Raw genomic sequence first — 16,215 nt, forward strand, 5'->3', positions numbered from 1 at the left:
CATGCACCCATCGCAACTCATCAATCGAACATCGCATGAGCTACGCCAACTCCAGCATTCCACACAGCGCCCAGGCCGGCGTCCATGAGCGTCTTCACGCCGTGGTGCGCAAACACCTTGAGCAACCGTTCCGAAAGCCGATCACGGACTACAACCGCCAGGCCTTCGAGAACAGTCTCGCGGGCTGGGATGGCAGTGCGCCCTTGATTCTTGATGCGGGTTGCGGCGTTGGCCACAGCAGCATCCAGATCGCGCGCGCCCATCCCGAGCATTGGGTGATCGGAGTGGACCAGTCGCAGGACCGTCTGGAGCGCAAGAAGCCCTACCCGGAGGCGCTGATGCCGCGCAACCTGGTGTTCGTGCGCGCCGACCTGGTGGACTACTGGCGTCTGCTCGAGGAAGCCGGCTTGCGTCTGGCGCGGCATTACATCCTGTACCCGAACCCCTGGCCCAAGATCGGCCACCTGACGCGACGCTGGCATGCGCATCCGGTGTTCCCCTTCATTCCACGCCTGGGTGGCGTGCTGGAATGTCGCAGCAACTGGGATGTCTACCTGGGCGAGATGAGCACTGCGCTGTCCATTGCGCTCGGTCGGGAAGTGGCATGGGGAGCCTTTGTCGCCGAAGCGCCGATCAGCCCGTTCGAGCGCAAATACCGTGACTCCGGCCAGCCCTTGTACCGACTCGAACTCGACCTGTGCGCTGGCGCCAGCGTATAAGGCCCGGGAGAATGGATTATTGACTTGCCGATCCGCCTTGCTTGGGCCACGCTTCGCCCCATTTCCGGAGATTTGCCATGACCGAGCCCACGGCCAAACACGATAAGCCCCAGTTGATGGGTGATGACGACTTCGAAGCGCTTGAAGAGGTGCTGACCTCTGACGTCGTGCCCGAGGACTGCATGGACCTCGAGATGCTCGACGGCTTTCTTGCGGGCGTGCTCATCTCGCCGCGGCCGATCGCTGTCGAGCGCTGGCTGCCCGACGTCTGGTCGGCGCACGGCGAAGAAGCGAGCTTTGGCGGCGGCAGCGGCCTGCAGCGCGCAATCCGTCTGGTGAAGGCGTATTACAACGAGATGGCGACCACGCTCGGCCTCGACAACGATGATGAAGAGTCGGTGTGCTGGGAGCCGTTCTGCTTTGCCACGGGTGATGGCGACGGTCTCAAGATTGGCGAGGAGTGGCTTGACGGCTTCGCCCAGGGTCTCGATCTGTGGCCCAAGGGCTGGGAAGAAGGGCTGGATGAAGATGCGGTCGTCGCGGTCAAGGAGACCCTGGACGAGGTGCTGGCACCGTGGGCCGATGAGGCCGCTGAAAACGCCGATGAAGAGACGCGGCTGGGCTGGCTGGCCGCGCTCGGTGAGGCGGTCAACGACATCTACGCCCACTGGCGCGACCTCGAGCTGCTGCCGCCGCCCTTGCTGCAAGCCGACGCGCCGCGTCTGCCCGGCGCGTCCGGGCCGGGGCGCAATGATCCTTGCCCCTGCGGCAGCGGCAAGAAGTTCAAGAAGTGCTGCGGAGCGCTTGACGATGGCAGCGCAGCGGGTGATGACAGCGCAAGCTGATGACCACTGCACGCGCTGCGGCGCGTGCTGTGCCGCCTTTCGGGTGGATTTTCACCATTCCGAATGTGAGGCTTCCATGGCGGGCGGCGTCCCCCTTGGCCTCGCGCTGCCGCTCACCGCGACCCTGATGCGCATGCGTGGCACGGATGCGTCGCCGCCGCGCTGTGCGGCGCTGGCGGGCGAGATCGGTGTCGCCGTGCGCTGCACGATTTACGCCAGCCGTCCCTCGCCGTGTCGGGACTTCGCGCCCTATGCGGCGCTGGGCATGGGTGAAGACGCCTGCGATCGTGCCCGTGTGCGCCATGGCCTGGCGCCCCTCGGCGGCTGAATCTGTTGGTCTGAATATTTGCGCAGAAAGGGATCAAAAAAAACCGCTTCGCGATGTTTTTGGCAGCTTGTCAGGGCACTAGAATGCGCGCCTGGGCACGCCCTGCAACCGACCGCCGAAAGCTCGCGATGGAAGAACCCAACCCCTGTATCAGCTGTGGCATCTGCTGCACGCATTTTCGCATCTCGTTCTACTGGGCTGAAGCCGATGACGCGCCCGCGGGCTTCGTGCCAGCGGCGATGACCGAAAAGCTCAACCACACGCTGCGCTGCATGAAGGGCAGCAATGAAGTGCCGCGGCGCTGCTCGGCCCTGGCGGGCACGGTGGGCGAAGAGGTGAGCTGTACGATCTACGCCAACCGGCCATCGCCTTGCCGCGAGTTTCCGGTCTATTTCGACGATGGCACGCCCAATCCCAAATGCGACGAACTGCGTGCGACCATCGGCTTGCCGCCGCTGCCGCACTCGCCGTTGCCGTTTCCGAATGCGGCCTGAGTCTTGCCCTGAGTCTTGCCTTGCGCGTGTTCAGCGCGCGTAGCCTACGGCAGCCAGCACCCCAAGCGGCCCCTCGGCGCGCAGGCGCTCGATCTGGTTTTCATCGCGCACGAACAGCGATCCGGCGTAGCCGAGCGCGTTGATCGACACGTCCTGCCATTTCTCGCAGCGGCGCGGCACCACCAGCAGCCAGTTGCGGCTGACCAGCAGATTGTAGGGTGGCATCGGGTCGGCGTCAGCGCGAAGCGACACCGCCGCGCAGGCCGTGGCAAAGGCCGCCTGCAGCGCAGCACCCGCGGCCCGCGGCTGGCTCCAGTCGAGCGTGGCGAGGCTGACGAAAGCATGGCGCCACGGCAACTCGGCGTTGAATTGAGCAAAGCCTGTGATCTCGGGGTGCAGTTTGCGACTGAACGCGGCAAAGCCATCGTCGGCGCGCAAGCTGGCGTCCGGTATCCATTGCAGGTGTTTGTGCGCCTGGCTGGCCCCGGCAAGCGCGCCGCCATTGTAGAAACCCAGCCCGGCCTGCGCGCCGAGCACGCTGGCCAGGGCGAGGAAGTCAGCCGCAGTCAGGGGCGCGGTCTGGGCTTCGAATGCACGGGTGACGATGAGCAGGTGGTGGTCGATCACCGGAAACTTGTTCAGCACCACCAGATGCGCATCACCCAGGCGGGCGACGGTGAGCGCGGGCTCGGGGGGAAGGAAGGGGTTGAAGTCCGGACGGCGCTGGGTGACGCTGTTTACGCGCGCTCTGTCCTTCAGCGCCAGCGATGAAACCCAGCGTACCGAAAAGCTCAGCTCACCTTGCACCAGTATGCAGCAGTCGGTCTTGATCGGCTGCAGTGCGCCGGTGCTCAGGGCATTGCGCAGCGTCTGTTGCGAGAGGTCGAGCAAGGCCTTGCTGCGAAAGTCGAGCGGCGCGATGGCGGAGAAACTGGTCATGGTGATGCAGGGCAAGCGACAATGAGGCCATTCTGACATGCGCGGCCGCGCCCGCGGCCATGAGGGGCCCATCCGTATCTGGGCGGGTCTGTAATCCTGGAGTTTTTCATGAGTATTTCCTTTCCCGTCCGTGGTGACCATATCCAGCTCGATCAGTTGCTCAAGGCCGTGGGGCTGGTCGGTTCGGGCGGTGCCGCACATGCCATGGTCGAAGCGGGCGAGGTGTGGGTCGACGGCAAGGTGGAGAGCCGAAAGCGGGCCAAGTTGCGCCCCGGGCAGCAGGTCCGTTTTGCCGGCGAGCAGATCGTCCTGGTCGCCGCTGATGCATCGGGCGCAGATTGACGCCATGACTGCTTAGGCGCGCTGTGCGCGCTGGTCGCGTCAGGGCAGATGGGGTTTGGCCGCTTGCTGTTTGCGACGCGAGAACTTGCGCCAGATCCAGCCGTCGGGCAGATCTTCACCACTGACCAGGTATTCCAGCGTGTGCTCGTTGGCGATGCCCAGTGCGAATGCGTTGCGTGCGTGGCGCGTGCCCGCGAGCAGCAACTCATCACCCGGACGCAGCGGTGTGTCGTGCGCCGGCATCAGCAGGTGATCATCGTCGTCGCGCTCGAGAAACAGGACTTCGCAATCAAGATAGGTGTCGGCTTGCGTCGTTGAGCGCAGCACCATGCCAAGGCTGATCGTCTCGCCACGCATCAGGCGTCGGTAGAGCGCGGTAGCCTTGCTCAGATTGACGCGCTCGCTCCAGATCTCGGGCACGTTCCAGCCCAGCCGGGTGGTGAGGCGCTCGAGTTGCACGGAGCACCATTCTTCGTCGCGGCGGCGGATCTCATCGAGGAAAGGCACCAGCAGCGGTGTGCTCAGGATGGCGAGGCACTCGTAGGCGACGATCTCGCTCGGCAGCACGGTGATGTCCGACTCGAAGGCGTCGAACAGCGCGTGGTTGGCATGATGATTCTGGCGCAGGATGACGAACAGCTCGGGATTGAGCTCGCGTGCGGTGACCGCGATGGAGAGGTTGTCGGTATCCGAGTTGGTGCCGGCCACAATGCCGGTGGCTTTCTGTACGCCGGCTTCGAGCAGGGCCTCCGCGCCGGTGCCGTCGCCATGCACCCAGCGGTGCGTGCCATCGGTCTGCAGGCCGCGGTCGATGATGGTGACCGGGAGCGATTCGGCGTCCATCGCGTCGACCATCCAGCGTCCGAAACGGCCGTGGCCGCAGACGATCCAGTGTCCGCGCGGTGGCCTGCGATCGCGATCGACAGCAGTGCCGGGGATGCCGGTCAGCCAGTCCAGCAATTGCGAGGCAATCGGCGCGTGCAGCGCGAGCGCCAGGGTTTCGCCGAAGCGTTCGAAGGGGTTGATGATGTGGCGCGTGCCAAAGGAGGCCATGTTGGCCGATGTTTCGCGGTGCTCGGCGCGGCACAGCGCGGGCAGCTTGGGTGCGAGCAGGCGCGCGGCGATGGCAATGGCGAGGTTGGTGGCGTCATTGTTGGTGAGCGCGATGACGCCGGCGCAGTTGGGATGGGTGAGGCCGGCGTAGCCCAGGAGTTCGGGGTTCGAGGCGTCGGCGCAGAGGGCGGGCACGTCCGCCGCGAAGCTGTGCAGATCGATCTCGCCCACCTTGGCTTCATCGATCTCGAGCACCACCGAGCGCAGGCCCATGCGGTCGAGCGCATGACAGATCAGGCGCCCGGTCTCGCCATAGCCACAGACCAGATAGAAGGGCTCGCGCAGGCGGCGCACCTCGCGCACGAAACGCTGGGTGGCGATGGCCTGGCGCAGGTTGCGGTCCGAGAGCAGGGCGAACACCGTGCCCAGCGTGTAGGCCCAGCAGAACACCGACATGTAGATGGAGAACACCACCCACAGGCGCTGTTGGTCGGAGAAGGCGTAGGGCGTCTCCCCGAAGCCGATGGTGGTCGCGGTGTAACTCATGAAGTACACGGCGTGAAAGAAGCTCAGATACTGGACTTCGCCGTTTTCGGTCGGCCCCGGCACCAGGGTGAGACCGAGCACCGAGATCGCCATCGCGGTGATCAGCAGGATCAGCGGCGCGCGCAGGCGGCGCAGGATGAGGAAGAAGACGCTGTGGTGGCGCGCCAGCGGTTGCATCAGGTTCATTACGGGGGGCTAACGCCGCTGCATGATGGTTTCGGCGATCAGGATGGTGACCGAGACCAGGTTGGCGAGCAGGGCGCCGCCCGACAGCGACACCACGCTGGCAGTGGCTTCCGGGGTCAGGCCTGCGCCCGAAATGTGGGCGGCGTAACCCCACATCATTGCTGCGGCGATCAGCTGCAGGTCGGCGACCAGGCTGGTGGAAAGGTGGACCGCGCCGATCTGCGTGCGGTCGCCGAACTTGAGTACGGTGGCGATCAGGCTGACGACGAGGGCGGCGAACAGCTCATAGATGTCGTGATGCGCCGGGTTGTCGATCTCGCCGACGAAAAAACCGAAGTTCAGCGTTGCCGCGAGCAAGATGAAGAAGCCGAAAATAACTTTTTCGAGGTTCATTTTTTTCCTTCTGCAGGCCGTGTCCCGGCCTCGTTTCGCGGCGTTCTTGAGCCTCGAATTATGCCTGCATGCCACGGTAGCGTGTTGCGCCCCGTGCGCTCGGGCAGGCGCGATGGCTCAGTCGTGAATGTCGCCGTCCACGTAGAACCACAAGCCGTTCTCGCGCACGAAGCGGCTGGTCTCGTGCAGGCGCTGGGCGCGCCCGCCGACCCGATAGCGGGCGACAAACTCCACCGTGGCGTGGTCGGCATCGAGTGCCTCCTGCACGCGGATCTGCAGCCCGATCCACTTCGGCGCCGGCGTGTCGTCCAGCACCAGCGTGGCAGGGCGCGTGCTGGCGTGCCAGCTTGCAAGCAGGTAAGCGGCGTCGCGGCGCACGAACGCGGTGTAGCGCGAACGCATCAGCACAGCGGCGGTGGGTGCAGGCTGCTGGCCAGAGAGCAGCGGTGCGCAGCACTGACCAAAGCTTTCAGCCGAGCCACAAGGGCAGGAGTCGGTTGGTTTCATGTCCGCAGTTTACGTTCTACCCGGCAGCGGTGGAGATGCACGCGTGATCAAAATGCGCGCTTGAGCCTGCCTTTCGCACGGCTTTGAGGCTGGCGCCCAATGATGCAGAACGCTTCAATTCCCGCCACGCAGGGGGGCGTGGGCAGGAGTAGAATTCTCGACTCGCTCAGGACGTTGCAACTGTGTGTTGCAGTGCACCTAGTCTTATAAAAGACATATAATCTTATGGTTTCGCACGGGCGCGCTCGTGCGAGTCTTGATCACCGCCACGAAAAGTGAGGAAGTCGCCGTGCTTGAAGCCTACCGTGCCCATGTCGCCGAACGTGCCGCCCTCGGTATCCCGCCGCTGCCGCTGAGCAAGCAGCAGGTTACCGAACTGGTTGCCCTTCTGCAGGATCCCCCCGCTGGCGAGGAAGCCTTCCTCGTCGAACTCCTGACCCATCGCGTGCCTGCTGGCGTGGATGACGCCGCCAAGGTGAAGGCCGACTTCCTTGCCAGTGTGGCCAAGGGCGAGCAAAACTGTGCGCTGGTATCGCGCGCTAAAGCGGTCGAGCTGCTCGGCACCATGCTGGGCGGCTTCAACATCAAGCCCATGATCGACCTGCTGGGCGATGCCGAAGTCGGCACCGTCGCCGCCGAAGGCCTGAAGAACACCCTGCTGATGTTCGACTACTTCCACGACGTCAAGGACCTGGCCGCCGCTGGCAACGCCAACGCCAAGGCCGTGATGCAGTCGTGGGCCGACGCCGAGTGGTTCACCAGCCGCCCCGAAGTGCCGGAATCGCAAAAGCTGACCGTGTTCAAGGTCACCGGCGAAACCAACACCGACGACTTGTCGCCGGCACCGGACGCTTGGTCGCGCCCGGACATCCCGCTGCACGCGCTGGCCATGCTGAAGAACCCGCGTGAGGGCATCACGCCCGAAGAAGCCGGCGTGCGTGGTCCGATCAAGTTCATCGAAGACCTGCGTGCCAAGGGCAACCTGGTGGCCTACGTCGGTGACGTGGTCGGCACCGGCTCCTCGCGCAAGTCCGCCACCAACTCGGTGCTGTGGTTCACCGGCGAAGACATCCCCTTCGTGCCGAACAAGCGTTTCGGCGGCGTGTGCCTGGGCTCCAAGATTGCACCGATCTTCTTCAACACCATGGAAGACGCGGGCGCGCTGCCGATCGAGATCGACGCCGGGCAGATGGACATGGGCGACGAGATCGAGCTCAAGGTCGACCGTGACAGCGGCAAGGTCACCGCCCTGAAAAACGGTGCCGTGATCGCCGAATCGCAGCTCAAGACCCTGGTCATCCTCGACGAAGTGCGCGCCGGTGGCCGTATCCCGCTCATCATCGGCCGTGGCCTGACCACCAAGGCGCGTGAGGCGCTGGGCCTGCCGCCCTCCACCCTGTTCCGCCTGCCGCAGGACCCGGCCGAAACCGGCAAGGGTTTCTCGCTCGCACAGAAGATGGTTGGCCGCGCCTGTGGTCTGCCGGAAGGCCAGGGCGTGCGCCCGGGCACCTACTGCGAACCGAAGATGACCACCGTCGGCTCGCAGGACACCACCGGCCCGATGACCCGCGACGAACTGAAAGACCTCGCCTGCCTCGGCTTCTCCGCCGACCTGGTGATGCAGTCCTTCTGTCACACCGCGGCCTATCCGAAGCTGATCGACGTCAAGATGCACCAGGAGCTGCCGAGCTTCATCAGCACCCGCGGCGGCGTCTCGCTGCGTCCGGGTGACGGCGTCATCCACTCCTGGCTCAACCGCCTGCTGCTGCCCGACACCGTCGGCACCGGTGGCGACAGCCACACCCGCTTCCCGATCGGCATTTCCTTCCCGGCCGGCTCCGGCCTGGTCGCGTTTGCCGCCGCCACCGGCGTGATGCCGCTCGACATGCCGGAATCGGTGCTGGTGCGCTTCAAGGGCACGATGCAGCCCGGCGTCACCCTGCGTGACATGGTCAACGCCATCCCGCTCTATGCCATCAAGCAAGGTTTGCTGACCGTCGCCAAGAAGGGCAAGCAGAACATCTTCTCCGGTCGCATCCTAGAGATCGAAGGCTTGCCCGACCTGAAGGTCGAACAGGCTTTCGAGCTCTCCGACGCCTCCGCCGAGCGCTCCGCCGCCGGGTGCACGGTGCACCTCAACAAGGAACCGATCGTCGAGTACATGAACTCGAACATCACCTTGATGAAGTGGATGATCGCCAACGGCTATGAAGACAAGCGCACCCTGGGCCGCCGCATCAAGGCCATGCAGGAGTGGATCGCCAACGGCGAACTGCTGGCCGGTGACGCCGATGCCGAGTACGCCGCCGTGATCGAGATCGACATGAGCGACATCAAGGAGCCGATCGTCGCCTGCCCGAACGACCCGGACGACGTCAAGATGCTGTCCGAAGTCGCCGGCGACAAGATCGACGAAGTCTTCATCGGCTCGTGCATGACCAACATCGGCCACTTCCGCGCCGCCGGCAAGGTGCTCGACGGCAAGACCGACATCCCCACCCGTCTGTGGATCGCCCCGCCGACCAAGATGGACGCCATGGTCCTCAACGAGGAAGGCTACTACGGCGTGCTGGGCAAGTCCGGCGCCCGCATGGAGATGCCGGGCTGCTCGCTGTGCATGGGTAACCAGGCGCAGATCCGCAAGGGCAGCACCGCCATGTCGACCTCGACGCGTAACTTCCCCAACCGTCTCGGCATCGACACCCGCGTCTATCTGGGCTCGGCCGAGCTGGCCGCGGTGTGCGCGCTGATGGGCAAGATCCCGACCGTGGAGGAGTACATGGAGCAGGTGGAAGTGGTGAACAAGAAAGCCGCCGACATCTATCGCTACATGAACTTCGACCAGATCGAAGAGTTCCGCGCCGTTGCGGATACGGTGGAAATCTGAAGCGCTAAAGGGCTGAAAGACTGAGGCGGTCGGAAGGCCGTCGGAGAAAGACCCCGGGTCAGAGATGGCTTGGGGTCTTTTGTTTTGTGGGGTGCTCGTGCGACGTTTTCGGGACGGACGATGTCAACCGCGACCCTTGAGGACCTCAGCGCAAAACAGGGTGGGCGTCAGGATTCGGGTACGCCCTGAGTGTCCACGCTCCAGCAGGCCAGCCCGCCGGTCACCCGTCACAAGATAGTCGGCCCGGCCAGCATCGGCCATCGCCAACAGAAAGGCGTCGTCAGGATCGTCGGCCTCGAAACTGCGCGACAATTGGTCGAGAACGAGTGCGCGCTGCAGGTTGTTGATCATCACGCCGACCTTTGTTGGTTGCAGCACGGCCTGCAGCTTCGGGTAGCGGCTGGCCCGACGAATCTCGTCCAGCTGCGCAAGCGAAGTCACGACTTCGAAGCGGGCCATCCGCCATGCGCGGTAGATGGTATCCGGTGCCCCGTGGGGTGAGATCAACGCACTGAAAAGGATGTTCGTGTCGAGCACGACCCTCATTACTGGGACCTGGCCCAGTCAAGCGCTTCGTCCACCATCGCTGCGAGTTCTGTCTCGCTGACATCGGCGTTCGCTGTCTTCGCCTCCTCTGCGCTCAGCTCGAGGATGTGGGATCGCACTGCTTCTTCGACAAAGCGCGATAGATCGCCCTTGCGTCCGCCGCCCTGACTGGCCAGGAACATGCGCAGTGACTGGTCGGTTTCGGTCGATACCGCGAGGTTCCAGCGGGTGGTTGCCATGTTTCGCTCCTGCACTATCTGTGTTTATGTGTTTATACACAAAATGGGCTGTCACAGCCAGTGGATTTCTCTGGGCTGGTGGTGAGCCGGAAAGGGGTTCCGCCTGGACGAGGTGCCGCATCTATAATTGGGCCGACATTCTTCATGAGGCGACTCCGTCATGATGCATACGACTGCTTGCGGCGCAGCCTGCAAACCGACCAACGTGACGCTGGACGAAGCCTTGATCGCCGAGGCGAAGACCTTGCACATCGACATTTCGCAAGCGACTGAGGCCGGGCTGGCGCCCGCAGTGGCGGAGAGTCGTGTGGCGTAATGGTTCGACGAAAACCGGGGGGCACTCGAGAGTTCCAACGCCTACGTTGAGCGGCACGGCCTGCCGCTCGCGCAGTTCCGGCACTACCGATAGCGCGCTTCGACGTTTTCCGAAACGGCGGGAACGGGACTTTTTGCTCGACATCCCGGCCGACCTGCCAAGCCACTTGAACACTCGGGTCGTTGTGCCGCTGCTGCCGCGCGATGGTGAGCTACTGTCGGCCGGGGGGCTCAATTCCGTCGTCGAAATCGAAGACGGTGGCTGGGTGATGGCCATCCAGTTCATGGCGCCGGTCGCGAGACTCGACGCCGTCAGAGCTGAAATCACGACGGCGCTGGACATGGTGTTTCAGGGGTTCTGAAGCGTAGTGCGGCTGAAGTTCCGCTTCTGCGCGGTTGCTAGGCGTAGATCCAGTAGGGCAGCACCGCGATATCGACCTCGACGTGTAACTTCCCCAACCGTCTCGGCATCGACACCCGCGTCTATCTGGGTTCCGCCGAGCTGGCCGCGGTGTGCGCGCTGATGGGCAAGATCCCGACGGTGCAGGAGTACATGGACCAGGTGGAAGTGCTGAACAAGAAGGCCGCCGACATCTACCGCTACATGCACTTCGACCAGATCGAAGAGTTCCGCGCGTTTGCAGATACGGTGGAAATTTGAAGCGCTAAAGGGCTGAAAGGCTGAGACGGCCGGAAGGCCGTCGGAGAAAGACCCCCGGGTCAGAGATGGCTTGGGGTCTTTTGTTTTGTGTGGTGGGCGTTTATGTGAAATGCCAAAGGTATAATTCGGTGTCGTTCTCCGCAGACAGAGGCAATGGTTGATGACGGCCATCGGCGGCCGTAGCAGCCCCGAAAAATCGAGCAGCCCGAACGGCATCCGGCTCATCAGAGAGCTGTTGCTCGACCGTGCAGTAGGTGCTGCCCGCTCTTCGGCCACAACGGACGCTGGTGGGGCAGCACCTGCGCATTCGTGCCGGCCGGCGCGACCGGTTTTCGGCCTGAACGGCCGTTCGATTGGCAGATCTGGTGGGTCAGCAATGTGCTGGTAAGCGGCTCATCGGCAACTAGTCCCGCTGATAGGCCGCTTTCCAATCTGACGACCTCACACACTCAATCACATTTACCGTTCAATATTCCGAAAAGGGGAGCGACCTCTAGGTCGAAGGCTCTGCCATGACTGCTGATCAGACAATCATGCTCCGTAATGATGTATGATTTGCGACTACCTCAAGACATAAGAAATCCCCCTGAAAATGATCGTCGGAATCTTCCTCAGGTACATAAAAACTTATCGCGGTTATAACTACATCCCCCTCGTCAGTGACGACCGGTTCTGCGGTCTCGTCGGAAACAACGGGATAGGGAAGAGTTCTATACTTGAGGCAATCGATGCCCTGTTTAACGACAAACCCCTCAACCTGAACATTGCCACCAAACGGAGCGGGCTTGTTGAGACCAATCCTCACGTGGTTCCGGTATTCCTCATCAGAAGGAATGATCTGTCTGGCAATCTCGCTTCCTTGGCGGAAACCCTCAACTCGCTTGCAATGCAGATATCTGATGCCGACGTCAGTTCTGCTGTTCTGAAAACGCAAATTAGAAAATTCACTGCCCACCGTGCCAAACTGATTGATTGCTTTTCGATGGATGAGCAGTATCTCATCCCCATCGGTATCGACCGATTGCACGAGGTTTCCCTTTCCCTGTTCAATTGCAGGAAGCTAGTTGAGCTTCATCTTGGTGAAGATACCGATTCCGCAACAACGACGCTGACCGAGTTTCAACTGAAGGAGTTCACTCCCCTTCTGGACAGGATCAAGGCATCAACTGACTACATCTACATTCCCAAGGAAATCGATTCCGACTCCTTCACCAAGCTGGAAACGAAGGAGATTCAATCCCTCATGGGTGAGAGTCTGAACCAGATCATCGAAGGGCTGGTTTCGGCTGAAGTGGTTCGGGACATCAACGTAAGACTGAACAGTTTTCTGGATACCCTGTCGCAAGAGCTTGTCAGCTATTCCTACCGGACGCGCACTGACCGTCAGCAAAACTTGAAGAAGCAGGATGTCTACAACCTAATCGTCCAAGCATTCTTCAATATCCGGATGCTACATAGGAAGCAGGGGGAAGCATGGCTGGAAATTAATTCTCTGAGTTCCGGTGAGAAGCAGAAGGCAATCATTGACGTTGCCCATAGCCTCATAAAGAACCATCGTGCTAGCGGCGACAATCTAATTCTCGCAGTGGATGAACCAGAATCATCGCTCCATATGTCGGCGTGCTTCGACCAGTTCGCCGCGCTCTATGAAATAAGTCGCTCCTGCCGCCAATTACTATTCGCCACCCATTGGTATGGTTTCTTCCCGACCATCGAATCTGGAAGCGCGGCTGTCATCACCAGGACGGGTGAAGAGCACATTGTCGACCTCATCAACCTCTCCAATCAGCGAGAGCAGGTCAGGCAGATGACGAGAGGGAGCAGAGGAAAGCTGCCTTACGACGTGCGGCTCAAAAGTATTAACGATTTCGTCCAGTCCATTATCACGAGCTCCATCGGTGATGAACCCTACAACTGGCTAATTTGCGAAGGCAGTTCAGAAAAGGTGTATCTGTCCGCTTACCTCAAGAATCTCATAGAGGAGAATCGGCTACGTATCATCCCCGTTGGTGGCGCCAAGGAAATCAAGCGTCTCTACCAGCACCTTGCAGTTTCCTACGAGGAATTCAAGGACGAGGTGACAGGACGGATCTTCCTCCTGTCCGATACCGATGCGGAACTTGTCCTGTACGAAGTCAGAAACTTTGACAATCTCCATTGCAAGAGGATGGTGACTGCGAGATCACCAAAGTCGGTCTCGCTCGTGAATATCCAATCGAATCCGATATCTCCGAAGACGGAAATCGAGGATGTCCTCAACGGAAAGCTATTCTACGAAACGCTGCGAACGTTCGTTTCTGACAATCCCCGCCTCGAGTTCCTAGGCAGTTACCCAGAAGCTACCGAAGACCTTTCCTTCTTTGCCCTAGACCTGCGTGAAAGCGAACGTGAGGCGATTGAGAAATTCTTTGACGAAGGGAACAACAAGTTCATCTTTGCCGAAAAATACGTCACCGGACTCACCCCCGAGATGGTTGTTCCCTCGTGGATTACCGAAATCAGGGACTGGGTTGCCCCCCCGGTCAGGCTGAGCGGCGGGTAACCGAAGTATTGTCGCCCGTTACCGACCTATAGGCCAATGGCAGGTCAGGCCGAGTTATTCGCGTAGATCGTGGGGCAAGTTATACGGTGAAGCGGACGCTAGAGCGGCAGGCCTTCCTTTTGTCCGAACTGCAACTCCTGGCCGTTATCGATAGCTTTTCATAACGGCCAACTGCGGCCATTCAGCAGAACAGCAGCTAATGGCAACATTAAACAAAATCCGGACGGACCACCACTCGTTTCGTTCTCCGAATGTAGTAAAGAGGTGGATTGGGTCTCCCACTCCACTTCGTGCTGCAGTAGGAGAATTCAGCGCGTTTTTATTTTCAGAACCTTATACGCAGCAGTAGTTCAAGAAGCCGAAAGCGTCCTTGTACGGAAGGGGCGGCGATCCTCCATGGTCGTTTTCGTAATTGGCTTTGCCGATATAGTGACGGCCGTTGTCGGTAGCCTCGCCGATCGCTACCTGGGCTTCCTTGATCAATTTCTGGTCAGTGGTCATGAAACCGAATGGAATCAACGACGCCGTGTTGCCGGCAGGCGCGTAGTGGAAAAGCACGCACGCGAAGCACGACGGCACCAGAAGAATCTCTATCCGGCCATTGGCAAGGTCGCCTTCATGGAAATAGAGAGACTTCTCCTGTTTGCCCCAAAAAATGCTTTGTAGTCTACGTACTGTCTGCCGAGTACCTGGGTAGAGTATCTTCACTTCTTCCGTGAAGTGCGCCCTTTTTCTCTTAGATTGAGGAAGCGCCTTTTGAAGCGCAAAATAGAAATCGTCGAAAAGTTTTGACCGGCCCCAGAAGCGGTAGTCCGGCGCCATCCAGGCGACGGAGGTCAGCAGATTGCTCGTGACCTGCCCTTCTTGGACTGGCAGCGAGCCCTTGACGGCTGAAATAATCGACGCCGAATTGCTCGGCATGTATATGTTGCCGATCAGGGGTTGTGTGTGCTCCGGATAGCCAATCTCCTTACGCACATGCACGGCGCGGACGTACGCTTGGAAATCGAACCCCCTTTTCGAGAGGAATTGGCCAACGAGCTTGTCGTCGAACCTTTCGACGAAGTCTTCCAGGGATTTCTGTTGGCTAGTCAGCGTCAAGCGAAGCGCATCGGAAACGGCCGCCTCCACTCCCAACCGGTATTCTTGCGGCGCTTCGTCGTCGTACGCGATCTGTCGTTCGACCTCGAGCTCCTCGTTCAGGAAGAAGCCGACCTCGAGCGGCACTCCGAACAGCTTGTCGCTTTTGACCTTCGATATCTTGTAGATGTCGATCTTATCGTTGGTCCTTTCCTTCGCCTTTAGAATCCGCTGGAAATGGGTCTGGTACGCCTGCTCCGCCAAGTGTGTGCTATCGCCGATTTGTGTTTGGTCGATAGGCAATTCGCATGCGTAGGCCGGTGTTTTCCTGCTCCTGACATTATTTAACGGATGGAAAGTCACTAGATCGAAGTCGACCGAATCCGTTCGGGGCTTTACGACGGAAAACCTAGGCAGGTCGTCATCCGTGTAAAACTTGGACTCTGCGTAAGGCGTCAGACGGATGGACGAGCCGTCGAACTCTACGAGACTCTGGTCGACCAGTGATTCGAGCAGCAACCTGGTTTCCTTGCTAGTGAAACCGAAATACTGCGCGAGTTGCTCCGCTTCGATGTCTTCGCAAAGTCGGATCAGCCGGAGCGCGAATTCGATGACCTTCGGGAGGCTTTCGTTCACCGTTACGGACGAATGGATCACGAATTGACGAGCCGGCAGGGCGAAAGTGATCAGATTCAGGGGAATTTGCGTAAACATGGCTTAATTCTTCAGGCTTTCGGCAGTCACGTGGCACACCCGCTTCTCACCCCGGGCCTCCTCGAAGGATCGGACGAAGGTACCGAGCGGGCTCTCGGTATTCCGGTCTTTCCACATCCTCATGGCACCGATGATCACGAGCCGGTCCATCGCTCGCGACATGGCCACGTTCAGACGATTAGGACTCGACAGGAAACCTTGCTCGTATTTGGCGTTGTGCCGCACTAGGGACAATATGACTATCCGATTCTCCTTACCTTGGTAGCCGTCCACGGTGTCCACTTTGATCAACGACCGCAGGGGTCCGAGCCATTCGGCACGGGCGATGGCGTTGTTGATCCGGGTCACCTGTGCTCGGTACATCGCGATGATCCCGATAGGAATCTCTCCCTGCTTGAGATCGCTGACCAAGTCATTCGTAAATTGCTCGTTCTGGAGGACGTGCCGCAGGACGTCGATTACTGCTCGGGCCTCGTATTGGTTCGCGCAGCTCCTGTCCGGCGTTTTCTCATGGTAGCTCTGCTTTCCGGCGCAACTCGTATCGACCCATACGACTTCGGAGTCGAATGGTTCCGCCAATTGCCCGAAGTACCCCTTTGGCTCACCTCTTCCCTGCGCCAGCCTTTTGCCCCGCGGCTCGTAGAAGCACTTGGACACGAGCGAACATATTTCCGGAGCCATCCGGTATTGGGTCGTGAGAGTGGCTCCAACCGCCTTGCCATACGGTGACTCGAATGCCCGCTCGAAGTCGCTGTCGAAAACGTCCGAATCCCGTCCAACCCGGAGCCTTTGCCCATTTCGTTATACACAACTCTGCCCGTTCAGTACGCCGACCGAAATAATCGTTGACCTTCAATGACTTACGAGAAGTACTTGTAA

General features: G+C 60.5%; 15 protein-coding genes and 3 pseudogenes. 10 read left to right on the top strand and 8 right to left on the bottom strand.

All coding sequences use genetic code 11. The features are described 5' to 3' along the window. Positions 1-35: 35 nt before the first annotated feature. The 4 genes from trmB (at position 36) to M622_RS32225 (ending at position 2,386) form a co-directional block, all read left to right on the top strand. Positions 36-719 carry a tRNA (guanine(46)-N(7))-methyltransferase TrmB gene (gene trmB / locus M622_RS32215; protein ID WP_021249794.1) on the top strand — a complete coding sequence of 228 codons (684 nt, stop codon included), beginning with the start codon at positions 36-38 and terminating at the stop codon, positions 717-719. A 77-nt stretch (positions 720-796) separates the two neighbouring features. Then, positions 797-1,564, top strand: coding sequence for a YecA/YgfB family protein (locus M622_RS32220; protein WP_021249795.1), 768 nt, complete (start codon positions 797-799; stop codon positions 1,562-1,564). Further along, the gene (locus M622_RS0120350; protein ID WP_031347032.1) at positions 1,548-1,892 is read left to right on the top strand and encodes a YkgJ family cysteine cluster protein; all 345 of its coding nucleotides are present in this window, start codon (positions 1,548-1,550) and stop codon (positions 1,890-1,892) included. Before M622_RS32220 ends, M622_RS0120350 begins: the two co-directional genes overlap by 17 nt. Before the next feature lie 128 nt (positions 1,893-2,020). Further along, positions 2,021-2,386: a YkgJ family cysteine cluster protein gene (locus M622_RS32225; protein WP_021249797.1), complete on the top strand. Its 366-nt coding sequence runs from the start codon at positions 2,021-2,023 to the stop codon at positions 2,384-2,386. Between the two features lie 30 nt (positions 2,387-2,416). On the opposite strand, the gene M622_RS32230 is transcribed toward M622_RS32225, so the two are convergent. Next, complete coding sequence (locus M622_RS32230; protein WP_021249798.1) at positions 2,417-3,325, bottom strand: ATP adenylyltransferase family protein; 909 nt, start codon at positions 3,323-3,325, stop codon at positions 2,417-2,419. 108 nt (positions 3,326-3,433) lie between these two features. Between M622_RS32230 and M622_RS32235 the strand changes: the two genes are divergently transcribed. Further along, entirely contained in the window at positions 3,434-3,667 is a 234-nt protein-coding gene (locus tag M622_RS32235) for an RNA-binding S4 domain-containing protein (protein WP_021249799.1), read from the top strand. Positions 3,668-3,706: 39 nt separating this feature from the next. On the opposite strand, the gene M622_RS32240 is transcribed toward M622_RS32235, so the two are convergent. From M622_RS32240 to M622_RS0120355, 3 genes are all read right to left on the bottom strand, one after another. Further along, positions 3,707-5,443, bottom strand: a complete 1,737-nt coding sequence (locus tag M622_RS32240) for an NAD-binding protein (protein ID WP_031347035.1) — start codon at positions 5,441-5,443, stop codon at positions 3,707-3,709. An 18-nt stretch (positions 5,444-5,461) separates the two neighbouring features. Continuing rightward, a complete protein-coding gene (locus M622_RS32245; RefSeq protein WP_021249801.1) occupies positions 5,462-5,845 on the bottom strand; it encodes a DUF6394 family protein in 384 nt (127 codons plus the stop codon). A gap of 117 nt (positions 5,846-5,962) precedes the next feature. Then, complete coding sequence (locus M622_RS0120355) at positions 5,963-6,352, bottom strand: YchJ family protein (protein WP_031347037.1); 390 nt, start codon at positions 6,350-6,352, stop codon at positions 5,963-5,965. 289 nt (positions 6,353-6,641) lie between these two features. Here M622_RS0120355 and acnB point away from each other — a divergent pair, with 289 nt between their 5' ends. Beyond that, positions 6,642-9,239, top strand: a complete 2,598-nt coding sequence (gene acnB / locus M622_RS32250; RefSeq protein WP_021249803.1) for a bifunctional aconitate hydratase 2/2-methylisocitrate dehydratase — start codon at positions 6,642-6,644, stop codon at positions 9,237-9,239. A gap of 123 nt (positions 9,240-9,362) precedes the next feature. Here acnB and M622_RS32255 read toward each other — a convergent pair whose 3' ends face one another. Next, entirely contained in the window at positions 9,363-9,785 is a 423-nt protein-coding gene (locus M622_RS32255) for a putative toxin-antitoxin system toxin component, PIN family (protein WP_021249804.1), read from the bottom strand. Beyond that, on the bottom strand, positions 9,785-10,024 hold the full coding sequence (locus M622_RS32260; protein ID WP_021249805.1) for a ribbon-helix-helix domain-containing protein: 240 nt from the start codon (positions 10,022-10,024) through the stop codon (positions 9,785-9,787). The genes M622_RS32255 and M622_RS32260 overlap by 1 nt, the downstream gene beginning before the upstream one ends. 163 nt (positions 10,025-10,187) lie before the next feature. Between M622_RS32260 and M622_RS40585 the strand changes: the two are divergent. The 4 genes and pseudogenes from M622_RS40585 to M622_RS32270 all read left to right on the top strand — a co-directional run bounded on the left by M622_RS40585 (position 10,188) and on the right by M622_RS32270 (position 13,542). After that, positions 10,188-10,433 (top strand): annotated as a pseudogene (locus tag M622_RS40585) (type II toxin-antitoxin system CcdA family antitoxin). Between the two features lie 40 nt (positions 10,434-10,473). Then, positions 10,474-10,701 (top strand): CcdB family protein, encoded by a 228-nt coding sequence (locus M622_RS39715; protein WP_157282030.1) that lies wholly within the window; start codon positions 10,474-10,476, stop codon positions 10,699-10,701. A gap of 56 nt (positions 10,702-10,757) precedes the next feature. Then, positions 10,758-11,000, top strand: a pseudogene (locus M622_RS40745) (hypothetical protein); the annotation flags it as partial. Positions 11,001-11,592: 592 nt separating this feature from the next. Then, a complete protein-coding gene (locus M622_RS32270) occupies positions 11,593-13,542 on the top strand; it encodes an AAA family ATPase (RefSeq protein ID WP_021249809.1) in 1,950 nt (649 codons plus the stop codon). Positions 13,543-13,875: 333 nt separating this feature from the next. On the opposite strand, the gene M622_RS32275 is transcribed toward M622_RS32270, so the two are convergent. Further along, on the bottom strand, positions 13,876-15,336 hold the full coding sequence (locus M622_RS32275) for a hypothetical protein (protein WP_021249810.1): 1,461 nt from the start codon (positions 15,334-15,336) through the stop codon (positions 13,876-13,878). 3 nt (positions 15,337-15,339) lie between these two features. Further along, positions 15,340-16,077, bottom strand: a pseudogene (locus M622_RS32280) (AAA domain-containing protein); the annotation flags it as partial. Between the last annotated feature and the right edge of the window lie 138 nt (positions 16,078-16,215).

This window comes from Thauera terpenica 58Eu (assembly GCF_000443165.1).
Taxonomy (GTDB): Bacteria; Pseudomonadota; Gammaproteobacteria; order Burkholderiales; family Rhodocyclaceae; genus Thauera; species Thauera terpenica.